Here is a 17,558-nt window from a genome sequence, read left to right on the forward strand (position 1 = left end):
GTGTAGCGAAGGTTTTTCCTGCACCCACGCACCATCAGATTGATGAATGCCCCAGGCAAACTGCGGGCCGGGTCGGATGCCTGCCCTCAGCCTAAGTTCAATGTTTTTCAACTAATAAGCGGTGAATGCGCGTGAATTAAAAGAAATAAGCGACTGATCGAAATGCTTTAAAAAAACATGGAATTTTCTACGAAGCGCCAGAGTCGGAGTTGTTAAGGCGTCTGTAATTAACTCTGCAGGCCTATCGTTAAACAACCGGTCTTTGCAGAAAGACAACAAGGAAAAAAACCATGAGCCTCATTCTGATCATTATCTTGATCCTCCTGCTGGTCGGTGGCCTGCCGGTATTCCCGCACTCGCGTAACTGGGGTTATGGCCCGTCGGGTATCCTCGGTGTCGTGCTGGTTGTCCTGCTGGTGTTGTTGTTACTCGGCCGGATATAAAATCCGGATAAAAAAAAGAGGCCTGTTAAGGCCTCTTTTTTATTGCCGGTTAGTTAGTCCGGCTTGCCGTTAACCACGCCGGCAGTGTTATCCAGCAGGCTCTTGGTCGCCGTTTGCAGGAACGACTCAAGTTTCTGCTTCAAGGCAGCCTCGTCCGGCGACTCGGCAATCACTTTCCCGGTCGGGTTTGCGCCCAGTTCGTATTCCCACAGCTTCGGTGGCATTTCCTTGGGCAGTACCAGAATGCGGTTTGCGGTGACCAAGGCCACGGTCTGGTCGCTGCCCGATGGTTTGATCACGCCAAAGCCCTTGTCGCCTTCCGGCAGGTTCAGCAGGTCGCGGCCCCAGCATTGGTGCAGAGTGTCGCCACCCAGGCGGCCCATGATGGTCGGCACGATGTCGATCTGGGTGCCAACGGTGTGGTCACGCTCGCCGAACTTCTCCTGTATGCCCGGTGCAATCATCAGCATCGGTACGTTGAAGCGGCCCAGGTCCATCTCGGTGATCTGCTGTTCGTTGCCGAAGCCGTGGTCGCCCACGATCACGAACAGGGTTTCCTTGAAGTACGGCTCCTTGCGGGCCTTTTCAAAGAACTGGCCCAAGGCCCAGTCGGAGTAACGCATGGCCGTCAAATGCTCGTTGAGGCTGCCACGGTCAGTGACTTTCTCCACCGGCAATGGCGTTGGCAACGCGTACGGCGTGTGGTTGGACAGGGTTTGCAGGAGTGCGTAGAACGGCTTGCCGCCTTCACGGGCCTTCAACTCTTCCAGGCCACGGTTGAACATGTCCTGGTCGGACACGCCCCACGTCGGGTCGGAGAACACCGGGTCGACGAAGTCGTTGCGGCCGATGAAGTTGGTCATGCCCTGGTTGCTGAAGAAGCCCGACTGGTTGTCCCAGGCAAAGTCGCCGTTGTAGACATACACGTCGTTGAAATCACGGGCGCTGAGCAACTGCGGCAGGCCTGACAGCTTGTGGCTGCCTTCCGGGGTCTGCATCAGGTATTCAAAGCCCGGCAGGTTCGGGAAGCAGGCCATGGTGGCGAACATACCCTGGTGGGTGTGGGTGCCGTTGGAGAAGAAACGATCGAACAGCAGGCCTTCTTTGGACAGTTTGTCGAAGGATGGCGTGATGTTGCCCGGACGACCCAGGGCGCCTACCGAGTGACCGGCGAAGCTTTCCATCAGGATCACGACCACGTTCTTGATCGGCAGGGTCTTCTCGGCCGGTGGCGTGTAGTCACGGCGCACGGCGGCGATGTCGGTATCGACCAGTTTCTCTTGCGGCAGCACCAGCATGTCACGCACGGTCTGGGTCGCCAGCGGTTGGTCGAGGGTCGCCTTCCAGATATTGGAGCGGTCTTCACCGAACCGGGCCTTGGCCGCCGCGATCAGCGACAAGGTGCCATTAAGGCCCAACTGGTTGGCGAAGTTCGAATCGGTGGTGTAGACATCACCCCAACGCAGCGGCGGGCCCTGGCGCAGGGTGCCACGGGCGGCAACCACGGCGATCAGCAGGCACACCACGAACACCGCGATGCGGCTGTACCACGGCGCCACTTGCCGCGTACCAATGCTGCCGCCACTGAACGGGCCACGTGGGCGCGTGGCGCGATCAGCGCCCTTGAACGCCATGCTCAGGATCAACGTGCCCACGGCCCAGGCCAGCAGGTAGCGCACCACCGGGAAACCGTACCAGAGCATGCTCATCACGGTTTTCGGGTCTTCCTTCACGTACTGGAAGACCAGGCCGTTGAGGCGCTGGTGGAACTCGCGATAGAAGTCCATCTCCATCAAGCCCAGGAACAGGGCGATGCTGGACGCAATGGTCAGCCAGAAGCGGAAAAACCCACGCGCGGCCATGGCCCGTACGCTGAACAGGGCCAGCAGCAGCGGGATCAGCAGGTAGACCACCAGGCGGATGTCAAAACGCAGGCCGTTGGCGAACGCTTCAAGGAAAGTCGAGGCCGGCGTGTCGAGGATCATCTCGCGGTTGTAGACCAGCAGCGCCAGGCGCAGCAGGGAGAGCATCACCATCATGACCAGTGCGCAGAGCAGCGTGTACGCCAGATGGGATTTGACGGTCGGTTGCAGCAGGCGATTAGAAGCTCGCTGCTGACTCAGGGCGTCCGGGTTTGCCATGTCGTTTCAGGACCCATTGGAAGTTTAAGTGACGAAGTTTTACGGTGGCGCGAATGGTGCCCGATCAATGGCATCAAGGCTATTAATTACTGAGCGAGCACTGCTACGCCGCCTTTAAAAGCACCTGAGGCAGGGCCTTGGCAGGGAGATACAGCCGGCGGATTGTCTTGGATAAGATGTGAAAATTTTGTGCAGCGAATATATCGATACACAAATCTCTGGAGGGCGCTGAAGACCAATGTGGGAGGGGCGGTGCGACGATTCGACTGCTCCCTCCCACACTTATTGCTCACTCTCCAAGTGAGTGAGAGGTCAGATCCGCACGTTACCGCGCGGCCCTGCAATGGCCCAGATGATCAGGCCCAGTACCGGCAAGAGCAGGATCAACAGGATCCACAAGACCTTGGCGCCGGTACTCGCGCCGCTTTTGAACACGTTGATGATCGCCCAGATATCCAGCGCCAGGATGATCAGCCCGATCAAGCCATTAAAAGTGGAACCCATGGTGTCGCTCCTAAGTGAGGGCATGCCCTTGTAGGATAGCCAGCCCTGGTCGGGGTTCCGTTTTATTTCAGACGTGCACGGCGACTTTCAGCGCTTCCAGGGACGGCTCGGCCTTGATGCCGACTTCGGCGCACAACGCCAGCACGCGCTGCAGGTCATTGCCGAACACCAGGACGGCCTGGATCTCGTCATCCAGTGGCTGGCTGAAATTGAGCAGCACATAACCGCCGTCTTCCGGGCTCAGGGCACTCATCTGGATCTGGATACGGTTCAACGCGGTGAGGTCTTCAGTCTTGGCCAGTTGCTTGGGCTTGAGGTTGAACGCCACACCCGGGCCGAACGATGCGACGATCTGCGCAAACAGGTCGCCATAGGTATCGGCCTGGAACAGCACGGTGTCCGGCAGGCTGCCGACCACCACCCACTCCCCCAACGGGATCGGAAAGCTGTCGTCGTAGTTGATATCCGGGTTGGCCGCCAGGAAAGCCGCCGGGTCGGCGTAGGCCTGGGCGGCCTCTTCGGCGATGCGTGCCACCTCGTCCTCGCCCATGACCCCGGCGCTGATTTTGCTGATAAGTTCGACGAGGGTGGTTTTCATGGGGTGATCCTGTAGCGGGCTGGTTTTTGAGGGCGCACAGCCTACACCAGTTTCTCCAGCTGCGCCGCCGTGTCCTTCGCCCCCATGGTCTGCGCCGCCGCCAGCGCAGTCGCGCCTTGGGCATCGGTGGCCTTGGGGTTGGCGCCCTGGCTGAGCAGGTAGTCGACCATCTCGACGCGGTTGAACATGGCGGCCATCATCAGCGCGGTACGACCGTCGGACGAGGCGGCCTCGATCGGCGTGCCCCCTTCAATCAGCGCCTTGACCACCGGCAAATTACCCTTGAATGCCGCGCCGGCGATGGGCAGCTGGTTCTTGTCATTGGCGATCAGCGGGTCGGCCTTGAATTCCAGCAGCACTTTTACCGCTTCGGCATGGCCGTGGTAGGCCGAGAGCATCAACAAGGTGTCGCCGTTGTGGTTGCGAAAGTTGGCCGGCAAGCCTTTGGCCAGCAGCGCGGCGAGCATAGCGGCGTCGCCTTTGCGGGCCACGTCGAAGACCTGCTCGGCAAATTCGGCGGCTTCGTCTTCGGTCATCTGTTTGGCTTGGTCTGACATGTGGGGGGCTCCTTGTCTGGTGCTTTATAGGCCGCCAGTGTCGCGAGGGAGTTCCCCACTGTCATGCCCTTTTTAGCAAAAGCGGCCATAGACAGAATCAATAGCGGAACTGGCCGCCCTGGATCTGCGCCAACAGTTGTCCGGTAACCGGCACATAACAGTCCGAACCCGGCAGCCAGGCATACACCGGGTCGTTGCCGGCCTTGTCCGGATCAAAGGCTTCTTCCTTGAGCTTCACCTTCTGGTACTTAAAGGTACCGGTGGTTTCCATCTTGACCTTGATCCGCAGGAAGAGCGGCACCGCATAGTGCGGCAACTGGCCGTGGGCGAATTGCAGCAGCTCGCGCATGTCCAGCGAGGCCAGGGACTCACTCGGGGTGATGGCGACCATGCCCGCGCGGCCATTGGTGTTTTCGATCTCAACGCCATAGGCCACTGCTTCGGCGATCTGCGGGTGTTGCAGCAGGACGTTCTCTACCTCGGTGGTGGACACGTTTTCACCTTTCCAGCGATAGGTATCCCCCAGTCGATCCACGAACTGCGCATGACCGAAGCCGATGCTGCGCAACACATCGCCGGTATTGAAGTAGCGGTCACCTTTTTCAAACACGTCGGTGAGTACCACCCTGCGATTCTTTTCCGGGTCGGTGTAGCCGTCGAAGGGCGATTTTTCATCGATCCTGGCCAGTAACAGGCCTTGCCCGCCCGTGGGGACTTTACGCATAAAACCATCGCTGCCACGCAACGGCTCGCCGTTGTCGTGGGCGTAGTCCACCAGCGCCCAGTGCTGGAGGCAGAAACCGATGGTGTTGTCGAAATTCAGTACGTTGGTAAAACCGATATTGCCGTCACTGGCCGCGTACAGCTCACAGATATGCTCCACGCCATAGCGTGCCTTGAACTGCGCCCACACGCCGGGGCGCAAGCCATTGCCGACCATCTTGGTCACGCGGTTATCACGGTCGTTTTCGCCGGGTGGCTGGTCGAGCAGGTAACGACACAACTCACCGACGTAGCCGAGGGTGGTCGCCTTGAATCTGCGCGCATCGTCCCAGAACTGGCTGGCGCTGAACTTGCGGCGGATGGCGAAGCCCGACGCCCCGACAATTGCCGAGCCCCAGCACACGCAAAGGCCGGTGGCGTGGTACAGCGGCAACGTGCAATACAGGACGTCGTCAGGGCCCATGTCCAAGGCGATGCTGCCGAAGCTGACGGCGGTTTTGGTCCAGCGACCATGTTTCATGATGCCGGCCTTGGGCAGGCCGGTGGTGCCGGAGGTGTAGATATAGAAGCAGGGGTCGTTGAAGAAGATCTGCGCGGTGCTGGCCGGGTTGTCCACCGGGCACTCGCCGCTCGCAGCCAACAGGTCGATATACCCCTGCGGCACCAGGCTAGACGGCTGATCGGCGACGAACCAGGTTCGATCAGCCGCGATGGCCACCTGATCGCGCACCGCGTCATAGGGGGCGACCAATTCCGCGCCGACAATAATGGCTGCCGGACTCACCAGGTTCAGGCTGTGCACCAGCGCCGCCTGGGTTTGTGCGGTATTGAGCATCGCGCAGATGCCCCCCAGCTTGGCCACGGCCAGCACGTTCAAGAGCAATTCGGGGCGGTTTTCGATAAACAGCGCCACCACGTCCCCCTTGCCGACGCCCTGGGCTTGCAGGTGATGGGCAATACGGTTGGCACACTGGTTGGCGTCGGTGTAGCTGAGCACACGGTCGCCGTACAGCAACGCGTTGCCGTCGGGGTTGCGCAGGGTGGCTTGCTCAAAGTGCCAGCCCAACCCGCAAGGCTGCGCGGGGTCGGTGACATTGGCGGCACGCATGCCGCGCACTACGCGCGGCAGGGCGCGAACGATGGCCGGCACCTTTCTCAGCAGCTTGCCCCAGGTGATCATGTCGTTGTGCGGGTGGCTCATGGAGGAACGTCCTTTTTCTTATTCTTCGTCTGATCCCGAAACACCGACACTTCCGTAAGAGGAAGGCCGAATGCATTGCAGGAAAATACGTCAGCCGTTCTTCGGCTGTACACGCGGGATTTGAAAAGTTTTGTATCCCGTCGGGTGCGCGCTCAAAAAAGGAATTTAGCTGCCCGCGAGTAGTCTTTATCCATACAGGCGCGTCCATCCCACTCCATTGAGTAACGCAAAATGCAGGATGCATGATGGCCATTCATGCAATTTGCACGAAACCGAAAATCTTCTACTTTTTCAAACTATTGATTTATAACGATATTTTATAAATCATAAGATGGCACAATCACTGCACCTATCACTCCATGCTTGCCAACTTGAGCCAACGGAGCTGATAGACATGAGCCTGATCCAAGATAAATTCGCTTCAGTATTCTCCAACTACGACGTCACCACCCAGCCACGTCCCGACGGTGGCATCCTGTTGACCCTGCGCAACAGTGACGGCAAACAGGTCAAGCGTTCGATCTCTTACCAGCAGCTGCATACTGCCGATCAATTGACTTGGGTGATCAGCGCGATTCGCCGCGACCTGGCCGAACAAGCCAGTGAATTGCCGCACATTTCGATGCTGCAAAGTCAGAATCGCTTTGCCCTGCCGACCTACCATTCGGCATAAATACCGCAGTCATAACAAGGCCGCGACGCTCTTGAGCGTCGCGGCCTTTTTTGTTTGACGATGACTCCAGCCCGGCACTTCGCTGGACTGCGCCTAACCCCGATACAGCGGGTTTATCAAACAATTAGGCGAGTTCAACTTAGGCCGGTGCCGTCTCGTCCTATAGCGTCGGCACAGGGGTGCCGCCGTTCAAGGCTGGAATCTTTGAAAACACCTCAGCCATAAAATCCATGAACACGATAGCCCGCGTGGGGAGCAGTCTATTGGCGACATAAACCATCTGCACGGGGACAGGGGGAGCCCCATGGTTGGCGAGAATGAACTGTAATCTCCCGCTGTTCAGCCCACCCTCAAACAGCCACGCAGGTCCATGCGCCACACCCAGGCCAGCCACGACCGCCGCACTCACAGCGTCGGGAGAGTTGACCCTGAGCCTACCGGTAATCGGAATGTCCGCGTCTCGGAATCGCCAGGTCGCCCCGGACGACAGTAAGGTGTAGATGATGCAATCGTGGTCGCGTAGATCCTCCGGGGTCTGCGGAACGCCGCGTTTAGCCAAGTAGTCCTTGCTGGCGACGAAGACCCGGTCGTACCATCCAAGAGGCCGGGCGCGCAAGGTGCTGTCCTCCATCTGTCCTATGCGAATGGCGAGTTCGGTGCCTTCATTGACCAGGTCTACGTATCGATCGTTGAGCTGGAGATCCAAGATCAATTGAGGGTAGCGTTCCAAAAAGGCCGGCACATGCGGCAGCACAAACGCGTGTGCGAGAGCTGTCGGACAGGCTACGCGCAAGAGTCCCGATGGATCGACGTTGTTTCTGAAGGACGATTCGGATTCATCCACCGCATCCAGGATGCGCCGGATGTCCGCATAGTAGCGTTCGCCCTCCGGTGTCAACGACAGCTTGCGCGTAGACCGGTGGAGCAAACGCGTCTGCAAATGATCCTCCAGAGCCGCTACATAGCGGCTTACATTGGGTTGCCCCAGCCCTAGATCCCGCCCTGCCGCCGAAAAGCTCCCGGTTTCTACCGCACGCGCGAAGCATGTCATCAAAAGAAATCGGTCCACTTCTCCACCTCAATTCATGCTCAAATTGCATGAATTATATGCGAATAAGCAGTCTTATATGCTACGAGGCATGAGCGCATAGTTCTCCATGTCGACCGCGGTGGTCGTCATTCACCGGAGAATTCAAATGTCGCGCTTGCAAGGTAAACGTACGCTCATCACTGGCGGCACCAGTGGCATCGGGCTGGAAACGGCAAAGCAGTTCCTCGCGGAGGGTGCTCGCGTGATCGTAACGGGTGTCAACCCCGATTCGATTGCAAAGGCCAAGGCCGAATTAGGCCCGGAAGTGCCGGTGCTGCGCGCCGACTCGGCCAGCGTTGCAGCACAAAAGGAGCTGGCACAAGTCATCAAGGAACACTACGGCCAACTCGACGTTGCCTTCCTCAATGCCGGCGTATCCGTCTGGCTGCCCATTGAGGAATGGACGGAAGAGATGTTCGACCGCTCTTTCGACATCAACGTCAAAGGGCCGTACTTCCTGATGCAGGCGCTGTTGCCGGTCTTCGCCAATCCTGCTTCCGTAGTGTTGACGACTTCCGTAAGCGCGCATGCAGGCGCAGATCGCTCGTCCGTGTATGCCGCAACGAAGGCCGCACTGCTGAACATGTCGAAGACGCTCTCGACCGAATTGCTGGGCCGTGGCATCCGTGTCAACGCAGTGAGCCCTGGCCCCGTCGAGACTCCGCTTTACGACAAGCTGGGTATTCCGGAAGCTTATCGCGCGCAGCTTAACAAAGAGATCGCGGCAACCATTCCGCTTGGGCGCTTCGGTACCTCCGACGAGGTGGCCAAAGCAGTGCTGTATCTGGCATCCGACGAGTCACGCTGGACGCTCGGCTCTGAAATCGTCCTTGACGGCGGCCGCCTGCTGAATGGCTAAGCGCGCAGCTCAAGAATTATGCGAATGCCACATCGTCCGGGCTAAGTTAATCAGGTACTGAACGCCCGCCCCAGCACTTAGCGACGAACCAGTCCAATCCAGACTGCGCACACAGCGGCACGCGGGAAACCTCTGCCGCTGTTTCCGCTTGATAAACCATCCAGGGCCACTAAAAGCAATGAACGCTCTTACGCTAATAAGCCACCCACTATGCCCATTCGTACAGCGCGCCGCGATTGTGCTTCTTGAAAAGGGTATCCAATTCGATCGGATAGATGTCGATTTATCAGCCAAGCCAGACTGGTTCCTGGCCGTTTCGCCAACCGGCAAGGTCCCCGTGCTCAAGGTGCGCCAGGACAATGCGCAAGATGCGATCCTATTCGAAAGCATGGTCATCTGCGAGTACCTCGACGAAACCCAAGGTGGCACGCCGATGTACCCCATTGATGCGTTAGCTCGCGCACGGAATCGCGCATGGATCGAGTTCGCGTCGCAGACTCAAGCTGAAGCCTGGCAGTTTCTCCACGCTCGTGACTCTGCGACCGCAGATGCCAAGCGCACCGCATTTCGCGAACGGCTCGGCAAACTGGAATCAGAAATAGGCGCGGGGCCGTTCTTCGATGGCTCGGCCTTTGGAATGGTTGATGCGGTTTATGCCCCGCTTTTCCGTTACTTCGAGAGTATCGACGCAACTGTCGCACACCAGATTTTCGACGGTCTTCCGCGCATTTCGGCTTGGCGTGAGGCGCTTGAGGCGCGCTCCAGCGTAAGGGATGCCGTTGTCGAAGACTATGCCGATCGTTTCCAGACGCATCTGCGCCAACAAGGAGCGCTGATCGCTGCCGCTTAGCCGACGCGATCAATCAAAAGACTGACGTCGAGCCTAGCGCCACCAATGCGACGTTAGACATCGAGCCCCCCGAATGTGAATGGGCGACACGATGATGAGGTCAATTAGGTGCAAGGTCGAGGTCATGGCATTACCGTTATTGCGCATGTTCATTCGAGAGTTCGACCGAGCATGGGATGCCCTTTTGCGCGTCAAGATCGACCAGGCGTTGCCGGAGCGCCGCACGAATGCCTTGATAGGCCGAAGCACGGCTTCGTTGTGGCTGGACTATGACGCTTCAAACCGATTGCTTCGGTGGCCGAAAGTCCTCCTCCAAGGCTCGCTTGGGTCAGCATAAACCTTGGCGTGCCGCCTCATTCATCGCCTGCACGCGGTTGGTCACTCCAAGTTTGCCGTAGATATTGCGCAGGTGGAATTTCACCGTCGCTTCGGACGTGGCGCGAATCTGGCTGATTTCCCAGACGGTCTTGCCTTCGGAGGCCCAACGCAGGATTTCCAGTTCCGTAGGCGTCAGTGGTTTTCCGGACAAACTCAAACGCCTTCTGACAGCGCTGGGCACGGAGTTTGGCGTTGGAAACAATTCCCTGGGGCCTCTCATTAGTTTCACTCCCTTTTGTTGGCTATCGCCCTATCACCTTCGGATTCCTCCTATTGACAGGTGATATAAACGTTAATGCCGCAAAGAGTTACATAACCAATGGCACTAAGGCGCAGGCCCCGCGATAAACAGCCGGGCCTTACAAAAATAAGAGTTTATTCCCACAACAACTTCCAACATGCGGGGGTTGAAGTTTTCGATACACCGTAATTAGTCATCCAAACCCGGAAAGCGTCGGGCGATATCGTCGCCCGTCAACTCCGGCACTGGGCTTTGCGCCTTATTGAAGAGTCGCAGCGTTATACAGTGCGGGTTCTCCCCCATATCAAACCAGTGCGCCATACCGGCCGGCACCCCCAGCAGGTCGTTTTTCTCACAACGCACGGCATACACGTAGTCGCCAACATGCAGGTTGAACAAACCCTGGCCGGCGATGAAAAAACGCACTTCGTCTTCGTTGTAGCGGCGCTCATCCAGGAACCGGGCCCGCCATTCGGCTTTCTGCGGGTGGTCGCTCGTGACACGGAGCACCGCCACCGCACCATAGCCGAGTGCATCGATCTGCGGCTGATAGGCGGCAATCATTTCAGCGTCGCTGGCGTCCCTCTCGATCAGGCCTGGCTGCCAGCGCTCGAACCGCACACCGTGCTCGGCCAGGGTGGCAGCGATGTCGTCGACATGGGTCAGGACCTTGTTCGGGGTATCCGGTGAAGCAACGGGGTAGACGGCGACATAACTCATTGAAGGGTTCCTTGGTTCTGCTCTTGCAATCGAAAACCGATGATAACGGCCGCGGCCAGGGCTGCGACGCTGGCAATACTAAAGGTGACGGTCGGCCCCAGCAGGTTCCAGCTGTAGCCGGAATACAGCGCACCCAGCGCACCGCCGGTGCCGGCCAGGGCGGCGTAAAGTGCCTGGCCCTGGCCTTGTTGCTTATCGCCAAAGCTGCGCTGCACAAAGGCAATCGCCGCCGCGTGAAAACTGCCGAACGTGGCAGCGTGCATGACCTGCGCCAGCAACAGCACCCATGGGAGTTCGGCAAACGAGCCCAGCAGCAACCAGCGCAGCGCCGCAAGCAGGAAACTGACCAGCAGAACCCGGCGTACCGAAAAACGCGCAAGGATGCGGCTCATGCCCAGGAACATCAGCACTTCCGCCACCACCCCCAGGGCCCACAGCGTGCCGATCACGCCACGGCTGTAGCCGAGGTGTTCGAGGTGCAGGGTCAGGAAGGTGTAATACGGGCCATGGCTCATTTGCATCAGCGCCACACAGGCGTAAAACGCCAGTACGCCGGGACTGCGCAATTGCTTGAGGAATCCATCAGCCGCCAGGCGATTGCCGTGGCTGGCGGGCTGCGCATTCGGCACCCACAGGCTGGCGCCGATGATGCCAGCCATGATCACCACGACCACCACCGGGTAGATGTCCAGGCTCAGCCAGTCGAACAGGCGACCCATGATCACCACGGTGAGGATAAAACCGATGGAGCCCCACAGGCGTACCTGGCTATAGCGCGAGGTCTGTTTTTGCAGGTGGGCCAGGGTGATCACTTCGAACTGCGGCAGCACCGCGTGCCAGAAGAACGCATGCAGGGCCATCACCAGGGCCAGCCAGGCGTAGGTGTGGCTGATGAAGATCAGGGAAAAACTCAGCAGGGTGCACACCGCGCCGAAGCGCACGATGGCCAGACGTCGGCCGGTGTAGTCGCCCAGCCAGCCCCACAGGTTGGGGGCCACGCAGCGCATCAGCATGGGGATGGCCACCAGCTCGCCGATACGCGCGCTGGAGAACCCCAGGTGGTCGAAGTACAGCGCCAGGAACGGCGCCGTCGCCCCGAGCAGGGCGAAGTAGAACAGGTAGAAGCTGGAGAGACGCCAGTATGGGAGGGCTGTCACCGCCGCGCCGTCACAGTTGGCCCAGCACCGGGGTACTCACGCGCACATCGGCGTTTTGCCCGCGATTGCGCAACAGGTGGTCCATCAACACAATGGCCATCATCGCTTCGGCAATCGGCGTGGCACGGATGCCTACGCACGGGTCGTGACGGCCCTTGGTGATCACGTCCACCGGGTTGCCGTGCACATCGATGGAACGGCCGGGGGTGGTGATGCTCGAGGTGGCCTTGAGTGCCAGGTGCGCAACAATCGGCTGGCCGGAGGAAATACCACCGAGGATGCCGCCCGCGTTGTTGCTGAGGAAGCCTTCCGGGGTCAGTTCATCGCGGTGCTCGGTACCACGCTGGGACACGCAGGCGAAACCGGCGCCGATTTCCACACCTTTCACCGCATTGATGCTCATCAGCGCATGGGCCAGTTCGGCGTCGAGGCGGTCGAAGATCGGCTCGCCCAGGCCCGGCTTGACGCCTTCGGCGACCACGGTGATCTTGGCGCCGACCGAATCCTGGTCGCGGCGCAGCTGGTCCATGTAGGCTTCCAGTTCCGGCACTTTGTCCGGGTCAGGGCAGAAAAAGGCGTTGTCTTCCACGCTGTCCCAGGTCTTGAACGGGATTTCAATCGGGCCCAACTGGCTCATGTAGCCACGGATGACGATGCCCTGGGTCGCCAGGTATTTCTTGGCGATGGCGCCGGCAGCCACACGCATCGCGGTTTCGCGCGCCGAGCTGCGGCCGCCGCCACGGTAGTCACGTTCGCCGTATTTATGGTGGTAGGTGTAGTCGGCGTGAGCCGGGCGGAACAGATCCTTGATCGCCGAGTAGTCCTTGGACTTCTGGTCGGTGTTGCGAATCAGCAGGCCGATGGCGCACCCGGTGGTGCGGCCTTCGAACACCCCGGAGAGGATCTCGACTTCGTCGGGCTCCTGGCGCTGGGTGGTGTGGCGGCTGGTGCCGGGCTTGCGGCGGTCGAGGTCACGCTGCAGGTCTTCCAGGGACAGCTCGAGGCCGGGCGGGCAGCCGTCGACAATGGCGACCAACGCCGGGCCATGGCTTTCGCCCGCGGTGGTGACAGTGAACAGCTTGCCGAAGGTATTGCCGGACATGCAGGGCGCTCCGTGAAATCAGTTGAATCAAGTCAACCGTAATAACTTAAGGCGGCCAGTATACGCAGGCTAACCGACTAGTTCATCCTCGAAACCTTACCGGTAGACCTTGGTCCAACCGGCACCTTCCTCATGATGGCGCGATGATGCTGCGAGTTCTTCTGTTTACCCTGACCCTGTTTACCGCCGTGGCCCACGCCGCCTCCCCTGTCGTACTGCAACGCCCGATCAGCCTGGACACCGGCAGCGGCGAACTGTTTGGCTCGCTGCTGCTGCCCCAGTCCGACAAGCCGGTGCCGGTGGTGTTGATCATCGCCGGCTCCGGCCCCACCGACCGCAACGGCAACAGCGCCGACGGCGCACGCAACGACAGCCTCAAGCGCCTGGCCTGGGTGCTGGCCCGGCACAACATCGCCAGCGTGCGCTACGACAAGCGCGGTGTGGCCGCCAGCCTGGCCGCCACGCCCGACGAACGCAACCTGACCCTCGACGCCTATGTGGCCGACGCGGTGGCCTGGGGTAAATTGCTCAAAGCCGACAAACGCATGGGCCCGCTGATTGTGCTGGGCCACAGCGAAGGCGCGCTGGTGGCCGCACTGGCTGCACCGCAACTCGACCCGGCCGGGGTGATATCCCTGTCCGGCAGCGCCCGCCCGGTGGATCAGGTCATCCGCCAGCAACTGGCCGATCACCTGCCCCCTGCCCTGCTGCTGCGCAGCAATGAAATCCTTGATCACCTCAAGGCCGGTCAGGTGGATGCCGATGTGCCTGGCCCGTTGGAGGGCATTTTCCGACCCAGCGTGCAGCCGTATCTGATCAGCCTGTTTCGCGCCGACCCTTCGGCGGCCTTTGCGAAACTGCGCATGCCGGCGTTGATCATCCAGGGCACCAACGATATTCAGGTAGGTGTCGGCGACGCCCAGCAACTCAAAAGGGCGAAGCCCGATGCCGAACTGACGGTGATCGAAGGCATGAACCACGTGATGCGCATCGTGCCCAACGACGTAAAGCAACAATTGGCCTCCTACAATGACCCGCAATTACCCCTCGCCGCCGAGCTGGGCAACCGTGTGGTGCGCTTTATCGACGGACTTCAACCCCGTTAAGCGACAATTTGCCTCCAGTCCTGCAGAAATCGGCCGATAAGCCCAGGGTCGACGGCAAAAAGACGGTCGACTTGCAGGGCTTGGACAGGATCGCACCGCATGACAACCACTGAAGCAACACCGGAACCGACCGCCGACACCCCGGCTGAAAAAACCGAGGCCATCGACACGGCGGCTCCCCTGCCGTGGGCGGATGTTCAGGCCGAGCATTTCAAGATGCTGCGCCTGGCCCCACTGGCCACCGACCGCGCCACCGGCCTGCGGCCGCTACGTTTCGTACAGTTCGGCTATGCCGAGCGCCATGACAAACACCACAGCCTGTTGCGCATGGTCATCCAATTGCCGGGGCAGCGGGTGCGCCGTGAGCAGAACCATCTGGATATCTGGGTGGATCACGATAAACACCGCGTGCACTTCGGCCCGGGCAACAGCCTGGAAATCGAACCGGCCAACCGCGGCATCGGTCGCTTCCTGGTGGCCCAGGGCGCCGCGTGGGCGAAGAAGAAATGGTCGCACTACCGCGTCGATGGCGTGGACCTGGCCAACAAGGATGCACTCAACGAAGCCACACGCCTGCGCCGCGATCACTTCCTGCGCGTCCAGGGTTTCGATGTGGCCTACGCCGATGTGCAGCACCTCAAAGGCAACGTGCAGCCGGGCAAGGTCAGCGACGTGCTCGACAGTTGGAACACCGAGAAGGTGCAGTTCGTGGAGATCCTTGAAGCCGCGCAGATGCTGCAACAGGCCGAGCACAACCTGTTGGAGCAGGAAGTGAAGCTGCGCAAGGAAGAAGAAAAGGTCACCAAGTTCAAGCGTGAGGACAGCGGGTTGCGGTTTACCATCACCTGCCTGGTGGCGTTCACCGTGTTTCAGGCGGGGCTGTTGATCTGGATTGCCACGCACCGCTAGCCGGCTGGAAAGCAATCAAAATGTGGGGGGGCTTGCCCCCTCCCACATTTTCTACAGACAAGGTTGGTTAAACCCGAGCGGCGAAGATTGCCTGATGTTCCCGGCACTGTTCGGCCGTGAGCATGAACACCCCATGCCCACCCCGCTGGAAGTCCAGCCAGGCGAAGTCCACTTCCGGGTACAGCGCGTCAACATGCACCTGGCTGTTACCCACCTCGACAATCAGCAAACCCTTCTCGTTCAGGTGGTCCGCCGCCTCGGCCAGCATGCGCCGCACCAGGTTCAAGCCATCGTCGCCACAGGCCAGGCCCAGCTCCGGCTCGTGCTGGTATTCGTCCGGCATGTCGGCAAAGTCTTCGGCATCCACATACGGTGGGTTGGACACAATCAGGTCAAAGCGCTGGCCCGGCAGGCCGTCGAAGCCATCGCCCTGCACGGTGTACACGCGCTCGTCGACACCATGGCGCTCGATATTCTGGTTGGCTACTTCCAGGGCTTCGAAGGACAAGTCACCGAGTACCACTTCGGCGTCCTGGAACTCGTAGGCGCAGGCAATGCCGATGCAACCGGAGCCGGTGCACAGGTCGAGGATGCGCGCCGGCGGTTGGGCCAGCCAAGGCTCGAAGCGGTTTTCGATCAACTCGCCGATGGGTGAACGCGGGATCAGCACGCGCTCGTCAACGATAAACGACATGCCGCAGAACCACGCCTCTTTCAACAGATACGCGGTAGGCACGCGCTCGTGGATACGGCGATGCAGCAAGCGTTGTACGTGGGAGATTTCCTCTTCTTCCAGGTTGCAATCCAGGTAGCTGTCGGCAATTTCCCATGGCAGGTGCAAAGCGCCGAGCACCAACTGCCGGGCTTCGTCCCAGGCATTGTCGGTACCGTGGCCAAAAAACAGGTCTTCCCCATGGAAACGGCTGACAGCCCAACGGATGTGGTCGCGCAAGGTGCGCAGGCGGGATGTGATCACGGGGGCAGACTCCTGGAAAAAACGACTGGCGATTCTAACAGCCTTCGCCTGTGCCGACGATGTACGAAAACCTGTCGCCGTACGTCGGATTTCATCCAAATCGCCATCATTCGGTTAAACATCACCGCCACTTGACATGGCTGCACGCCAGCAACGGCGTACCTTACGATAGTAGCGATTCACAGAACCGCTCAGCCAGTGGACAATGACGCAAAAGCCCCCCTCACAGGAGCCCCAGAATGTCCGTTCCAAAGACGATGTTTCAACTCAGCGGTCGTGGTTACGCAGCTGCCAACCTTGGCCATGCGACCCTCGTGATCATCGACGCCCAAAAGGAATACCTCAGTGGCCCGCTCGCCCTCTCCGGCATGGACGCGGCGGTCGGCAATATCAAGCAACTGGTCGCCGCTGCGCGCAACGCCGGACGCCCGATCGTGCATGTGCGTCACCTCGGTACCGTGGGCGGCCTGTTTGACCCGCAGGGCGAGCGTGGTGAGTTCATCCCCGGCCTCGAACCTCAAGGTGACGAAACCATCATCGGCAAGCTGCTGCCCAGCGCCTTCCACGGCACCGGCCTGGAAAAACACCTGCAGGACCTCGGCTCCCTGGACCTGATCGTCTGCGGCTTCATGAGCCATTCCAGCGTCAGCACCACCGTGCGTGCCGCGAAGAACCTGGGGTTTCGCTGCACCCTGGTGGAAGACGCCTGTGCCACCCGCGACCTGCCTTACAAAGGCGGCATCCTGAGCGCCGAGCATGTGCAGCAGACCGAGATGGCCATCATGGCTGACAACTTCGCCACCCTCGCCCTGACTAAAGATCTGATCTGATCGTGCTTCTGATGAGCGGTGCGGCCTGTTGATGGCCCCGCTCATCTGCAAATGCCTGTCATTTGCTGCAATTACCTCTGGCACAGGAACAACCTGTGTAACTTCCGGTCGAAGGGCCGATACCCTGGAGGAAAGGTCGGAATGAAGATATCCGATGGTTTTGACGCTCGTCGCTTGCGCCCCAAGGGCCCGAGCAACTGGCGTCTGCGCTTGGTGGCCGGCATTGCCGCGCTGCTGGCGGTAGTAGGTTTGCTGTTGACCGGCGCTGGTGGCGCCGGTTTGTTTGGCCACTCGCCGGCCCTTGGTGAACTGAATGCCAGCCCCGGCGGTTCGGCGCTCCTGGCGGTGATCGGGTTGCTGGTGCTGTGGCTGGGCGTCTGGTTATGGCGACGCAGCCGTCGGAAGATGCGCCAGCCGTTGTCACTGAATATCGCCTCGCACCTGATGAAAAAGCACGACTGATGGCGCTTGGATAGCGTTTCCTGCGCCCCGGCCGCCGC

At 59.9% G+C, this 17,558-nt stretch carries 19 protein-coding genes; 8 read left to right on the forward strand and 11 right to left on the reverse strand.

What is annotated here, in order from left to right; translation table 11 throughout:
- Nucleotides 1-290: 290 nt before the first annotated feature.
- Nucleotides 291-443, forward strand: a complete 153-nt coding sequence (locus HDC32_RS07810; protein WP_015885095.1) for a DUF3309 family protein — start codon at nt 291-293, stop codon at nt 441-443.
- A 53-nt stretch (nt 444-496) separates the two neighbouring features.
- On the opposite strand, the gene HDC32_RS07815 is transcribed toward HDC32_RS07810, so the two are convergent.
- From HDC32_RS07815 to HDC32_RS07835, 5 genes are all read right to left on the reverse strand, one after another.
- On the reverse strand, nt 497-2,584 hold the full coding sequence (locus tag HDC32_RS07815) for an LTA synthase family protein (protein ID WP_131700386.1): 2,088 nt from the start codon (nt 2,582-2,584) through the stop codon (nt 497-499).
- A gap of 312 nt (nt 2,585-2,896) precedes the next feature.
- Nucleotides 2,897-3,088, reverse strand: coding sequence for a PLDc N-terminal domain-containing protein (locus HDC32_RS07820; RefSeq protein WP_003172956.1), 192 nt, complete (start codon nt 3,086-3,088; stop codon nt 2,897-2,899).
- Between the two features lie 67 nt (nt 3,089-3,155).
- Entirely contained in the window at nt 3,156-3,686 is a 531-nt protein-coding gene (locus HDC32_RS07825) for a hypothetical protein (protein ID WP_131700385.1), read from the reverse strand.
- A gap of 41 nt (nt 3,687-3,727) precedes the next feature.
- Nucleotides 3,728-4,243: an ankyrin repeat domain-containing protein gene (locus HDC32_RS07830; protein WP_131700384.1), complete on the reverse strand. Its 516-nt coding sequence runs from the start codon at nt 4,241-4,243 to the stop codon at nt 3,728-3,730.
- Between the two features lie 97 nt (nt 4,244-4,340).
- Nucleotides 4,341-6,167, reverse strand: a complete 1,827-nt coding sequence (locus tag HDC32_RS07835; protein WP_184743335.1) for a long-chain-acyl-CoA synthetase — start codon at nt 6,165-6,167, stop codon at nt 4,341-4,343.
- A 394-nt stretch (nt 6,168-6,561) separates the two neighbouring features.
- On the opposite strand from HDC32_RS07835, the gene HDC32_RS07840 reads away from it, so the two are divergent.
- A complete protein-coding gene (locus HDC32_RS07840) occupies nt 6,562-6,840 on the forward strand; it encodes a DUF3509 domain-containing protein (RefSeq protein ID WP_131700382.1) in 279 nt (92 codons plus the stop codon).
- A 160-nt stretch (nt 6,841-7,000) separates the two neighbouring features.
- Here HDC32_RS07840 and HDC32_RS07845 read toward each other — a convergent pair whose 3' ends face one another.
- Nucleotides 7,001-7,909 (reverse strand): LysR substrate-binding domain-containing protein, encoded by a 909-nt coding sequence (locus HDC32_RS07845; RefSeq protein WP_131700381.1) that lies wholly within the window; start codon nt 7,907-7,909, stop codon nt 7,001-7,003.
- Nucleotides 7,910-8,036: 127 nt separating this feature from the next.
- Between HDC32_RS07845 and HDC32_RS07850 the strand changes: the two genes are divergently transcribed.
- Together HDC32_RS07850 and HDC32_RS07855 are read left to right on the forward strand one after the other, a co-directional pair.
- Nucleotides 8,037-8,789, forward strand: a complete 753-nt coding sequence (locus HDC32_RS07850; protein ID WP_184743338.1) for an SDR family oxidoreductase — start codon at nt 8,037-8,039, stop codon at nt 8,787-8,789.
- 178 nt (nt 8,790-8,967) lie between these two features.
- The gene (locus HDC32_RS07855; protein ID WP_167656427.1) at nt 8,968-9,639 is read left to right on the forward strand and encodes a glutathione S-transferase family protein; all 672 of its coding nucleotides are present in this window, start codon (nt 8,968-8,970) and stop codon (nt 9,637-9,639) included.
- A gap of 328 nt (nt 9,640-9,967) precedes the next feature.
- On the opposite strand, the gene HDC32_RS07860 is transcribed toward HDC32_RS07855, so the two are convergent.
- The 4 genes from HDC32_RS07860 to aroC all read right to left on the reverse strand — a co-directional run bounded on the left by HDC32_RS07860 (nt 9,968) and on the right by aroC (nt 13,237).
- A complete protein-coding gene (locus HDC32_RS07860; RefSeq protein ID WP_131700378.1) occupies nt 9,968-10,237 on the reverse strand; it encodes a response regulator transcription factor in 270 nt (89 codons plus the stop codon).
- Between the two features lie 210 nt (nt 10,238-10,447).
- Nucleotides 10,448-10,978, reverse strand: coding sequence for an acireductone dioxygenase (locus HDC32_RS07865; RefSeq protein WP_131700377.1), 531 nt, complete (start codon nt 10,976-10,978; stop codon nt 10,448-10,450).
- Complete coding sequence (locus HDC32_RS07870) at nt 10,975-12,135, reverse strand: MFS transporter (RefSeq protein WP_184743341.1); 1,161 nt, start codon at nt 12,133-12,135, stop codon at nt 10,975-10,977. Before HDC32_RS07870 ends, HDC32_RS07865 begins: the two co-directional genes overlap by 4 nt.
- Before the next feature lie 10 nt (nt 12,136-12,145).
- A complete protein-coding gene (gene aroC / locus HDC32_RS07875) occupies nt 12,146-13,237 on the reverse strand; it encodes a chorismate synthase (RefSeq protein WP_027603936.1) in 1,092 nt (363 codons plus the stop codon).
- A 143-nt stretch (nt 13,238-13,380) separates the two neighbouring features.
- On the opposite strand from aroC, the gene HDC32_RS07880 reads away from it, so the two are divergent.
- The gene (locus tag HDC32_RS07880; protein WP_131700375.1) at nt 13,381-14,343 is read left to right on the forward strand and encodes an alpha/beta hydrolase; all 963 of its coding nucleotides are present in this window, start codon (nt 13,381-13,383) and stop codon (nt 14,341-14,343) included.
- 99 nt (nt 14,344-14,442) lie between these two features.
- Nucleotides 14,443-15,252: a hypothetical protein gene (locus tag HDC32_RS07885; protein ID WP_065940505.1), complete on the forward strand. Its 810-nt coding sequence runs from the start codon at nt 14,443-14,445 to the stop codon at nt 15,250-15,252.
- 67 nt (nt 15,253-15,319) lie between these two features.
- On the opposite strand, the gene prmB is transcribed toward HDC32_RS07885, so the two are convergent.
- Nucleotides 15,320-16,228 carry a 50S ribosomal protein L3 N(5)-glutamine methyltransferase gene (prmB, locus tag HDC32_RS07890; protein WP_145336485.1) on the reverse strand — a complete coding sequence of 303 codons (909 nt, stop codon included), beginning with the start codon at nt 16,226-16,228 and terminating at the stop codon, nt 15,320-15,322.
- A gap of 239 nt (nt 16,229-16,467) precedes the next feature.
- Between prmB and HDC32_RS07895 the strand changes: the two genes are divergently transcribed.
- Together HDC32_RS07895 and HDC32_RS07900 are read left to right on the forward strand one after the other, a co-directional pair.
- Nucleotides 16,468-17,058 carry a cysteine hydrolase family protein gene (locus HDC32_RS07895; RefSeq protein ID WP_065926616.1) on the forward strand — a complete coding sequence of 197 codons (591 nt, stop codon included), beginning with the start codon at nt 16,468-16,470 and terminating at the stop codon, nt 17,056-17,058.
- Between the two features lie 141 nt (nt 17,059-17,199).
- Nucleotides 17,200-17,520, forward strand: coding sequence for a hypothetical protein (locus HDC32_RS07900; RefSeq protein ID WP_131700373.1), 321 nt, complete (start codon nt 17,200-17,202; stop codon nt 17,518-17,520).
- The last annotated feature ends 38 nt before the right edge of the window (nt 17,521-17,558 follow it).

Origin of the sequence: Pseudomonas sp. JAI120, from assembly GCF_014207255.1 — a bacterium.
In the GTDB taxonomy this organism is placed as follows: Bacteria; Pseudomonadota; Gammaproteobacteria; order Pseudomonadales; family Pseudomonadaceae; genus Aquipseudomonas.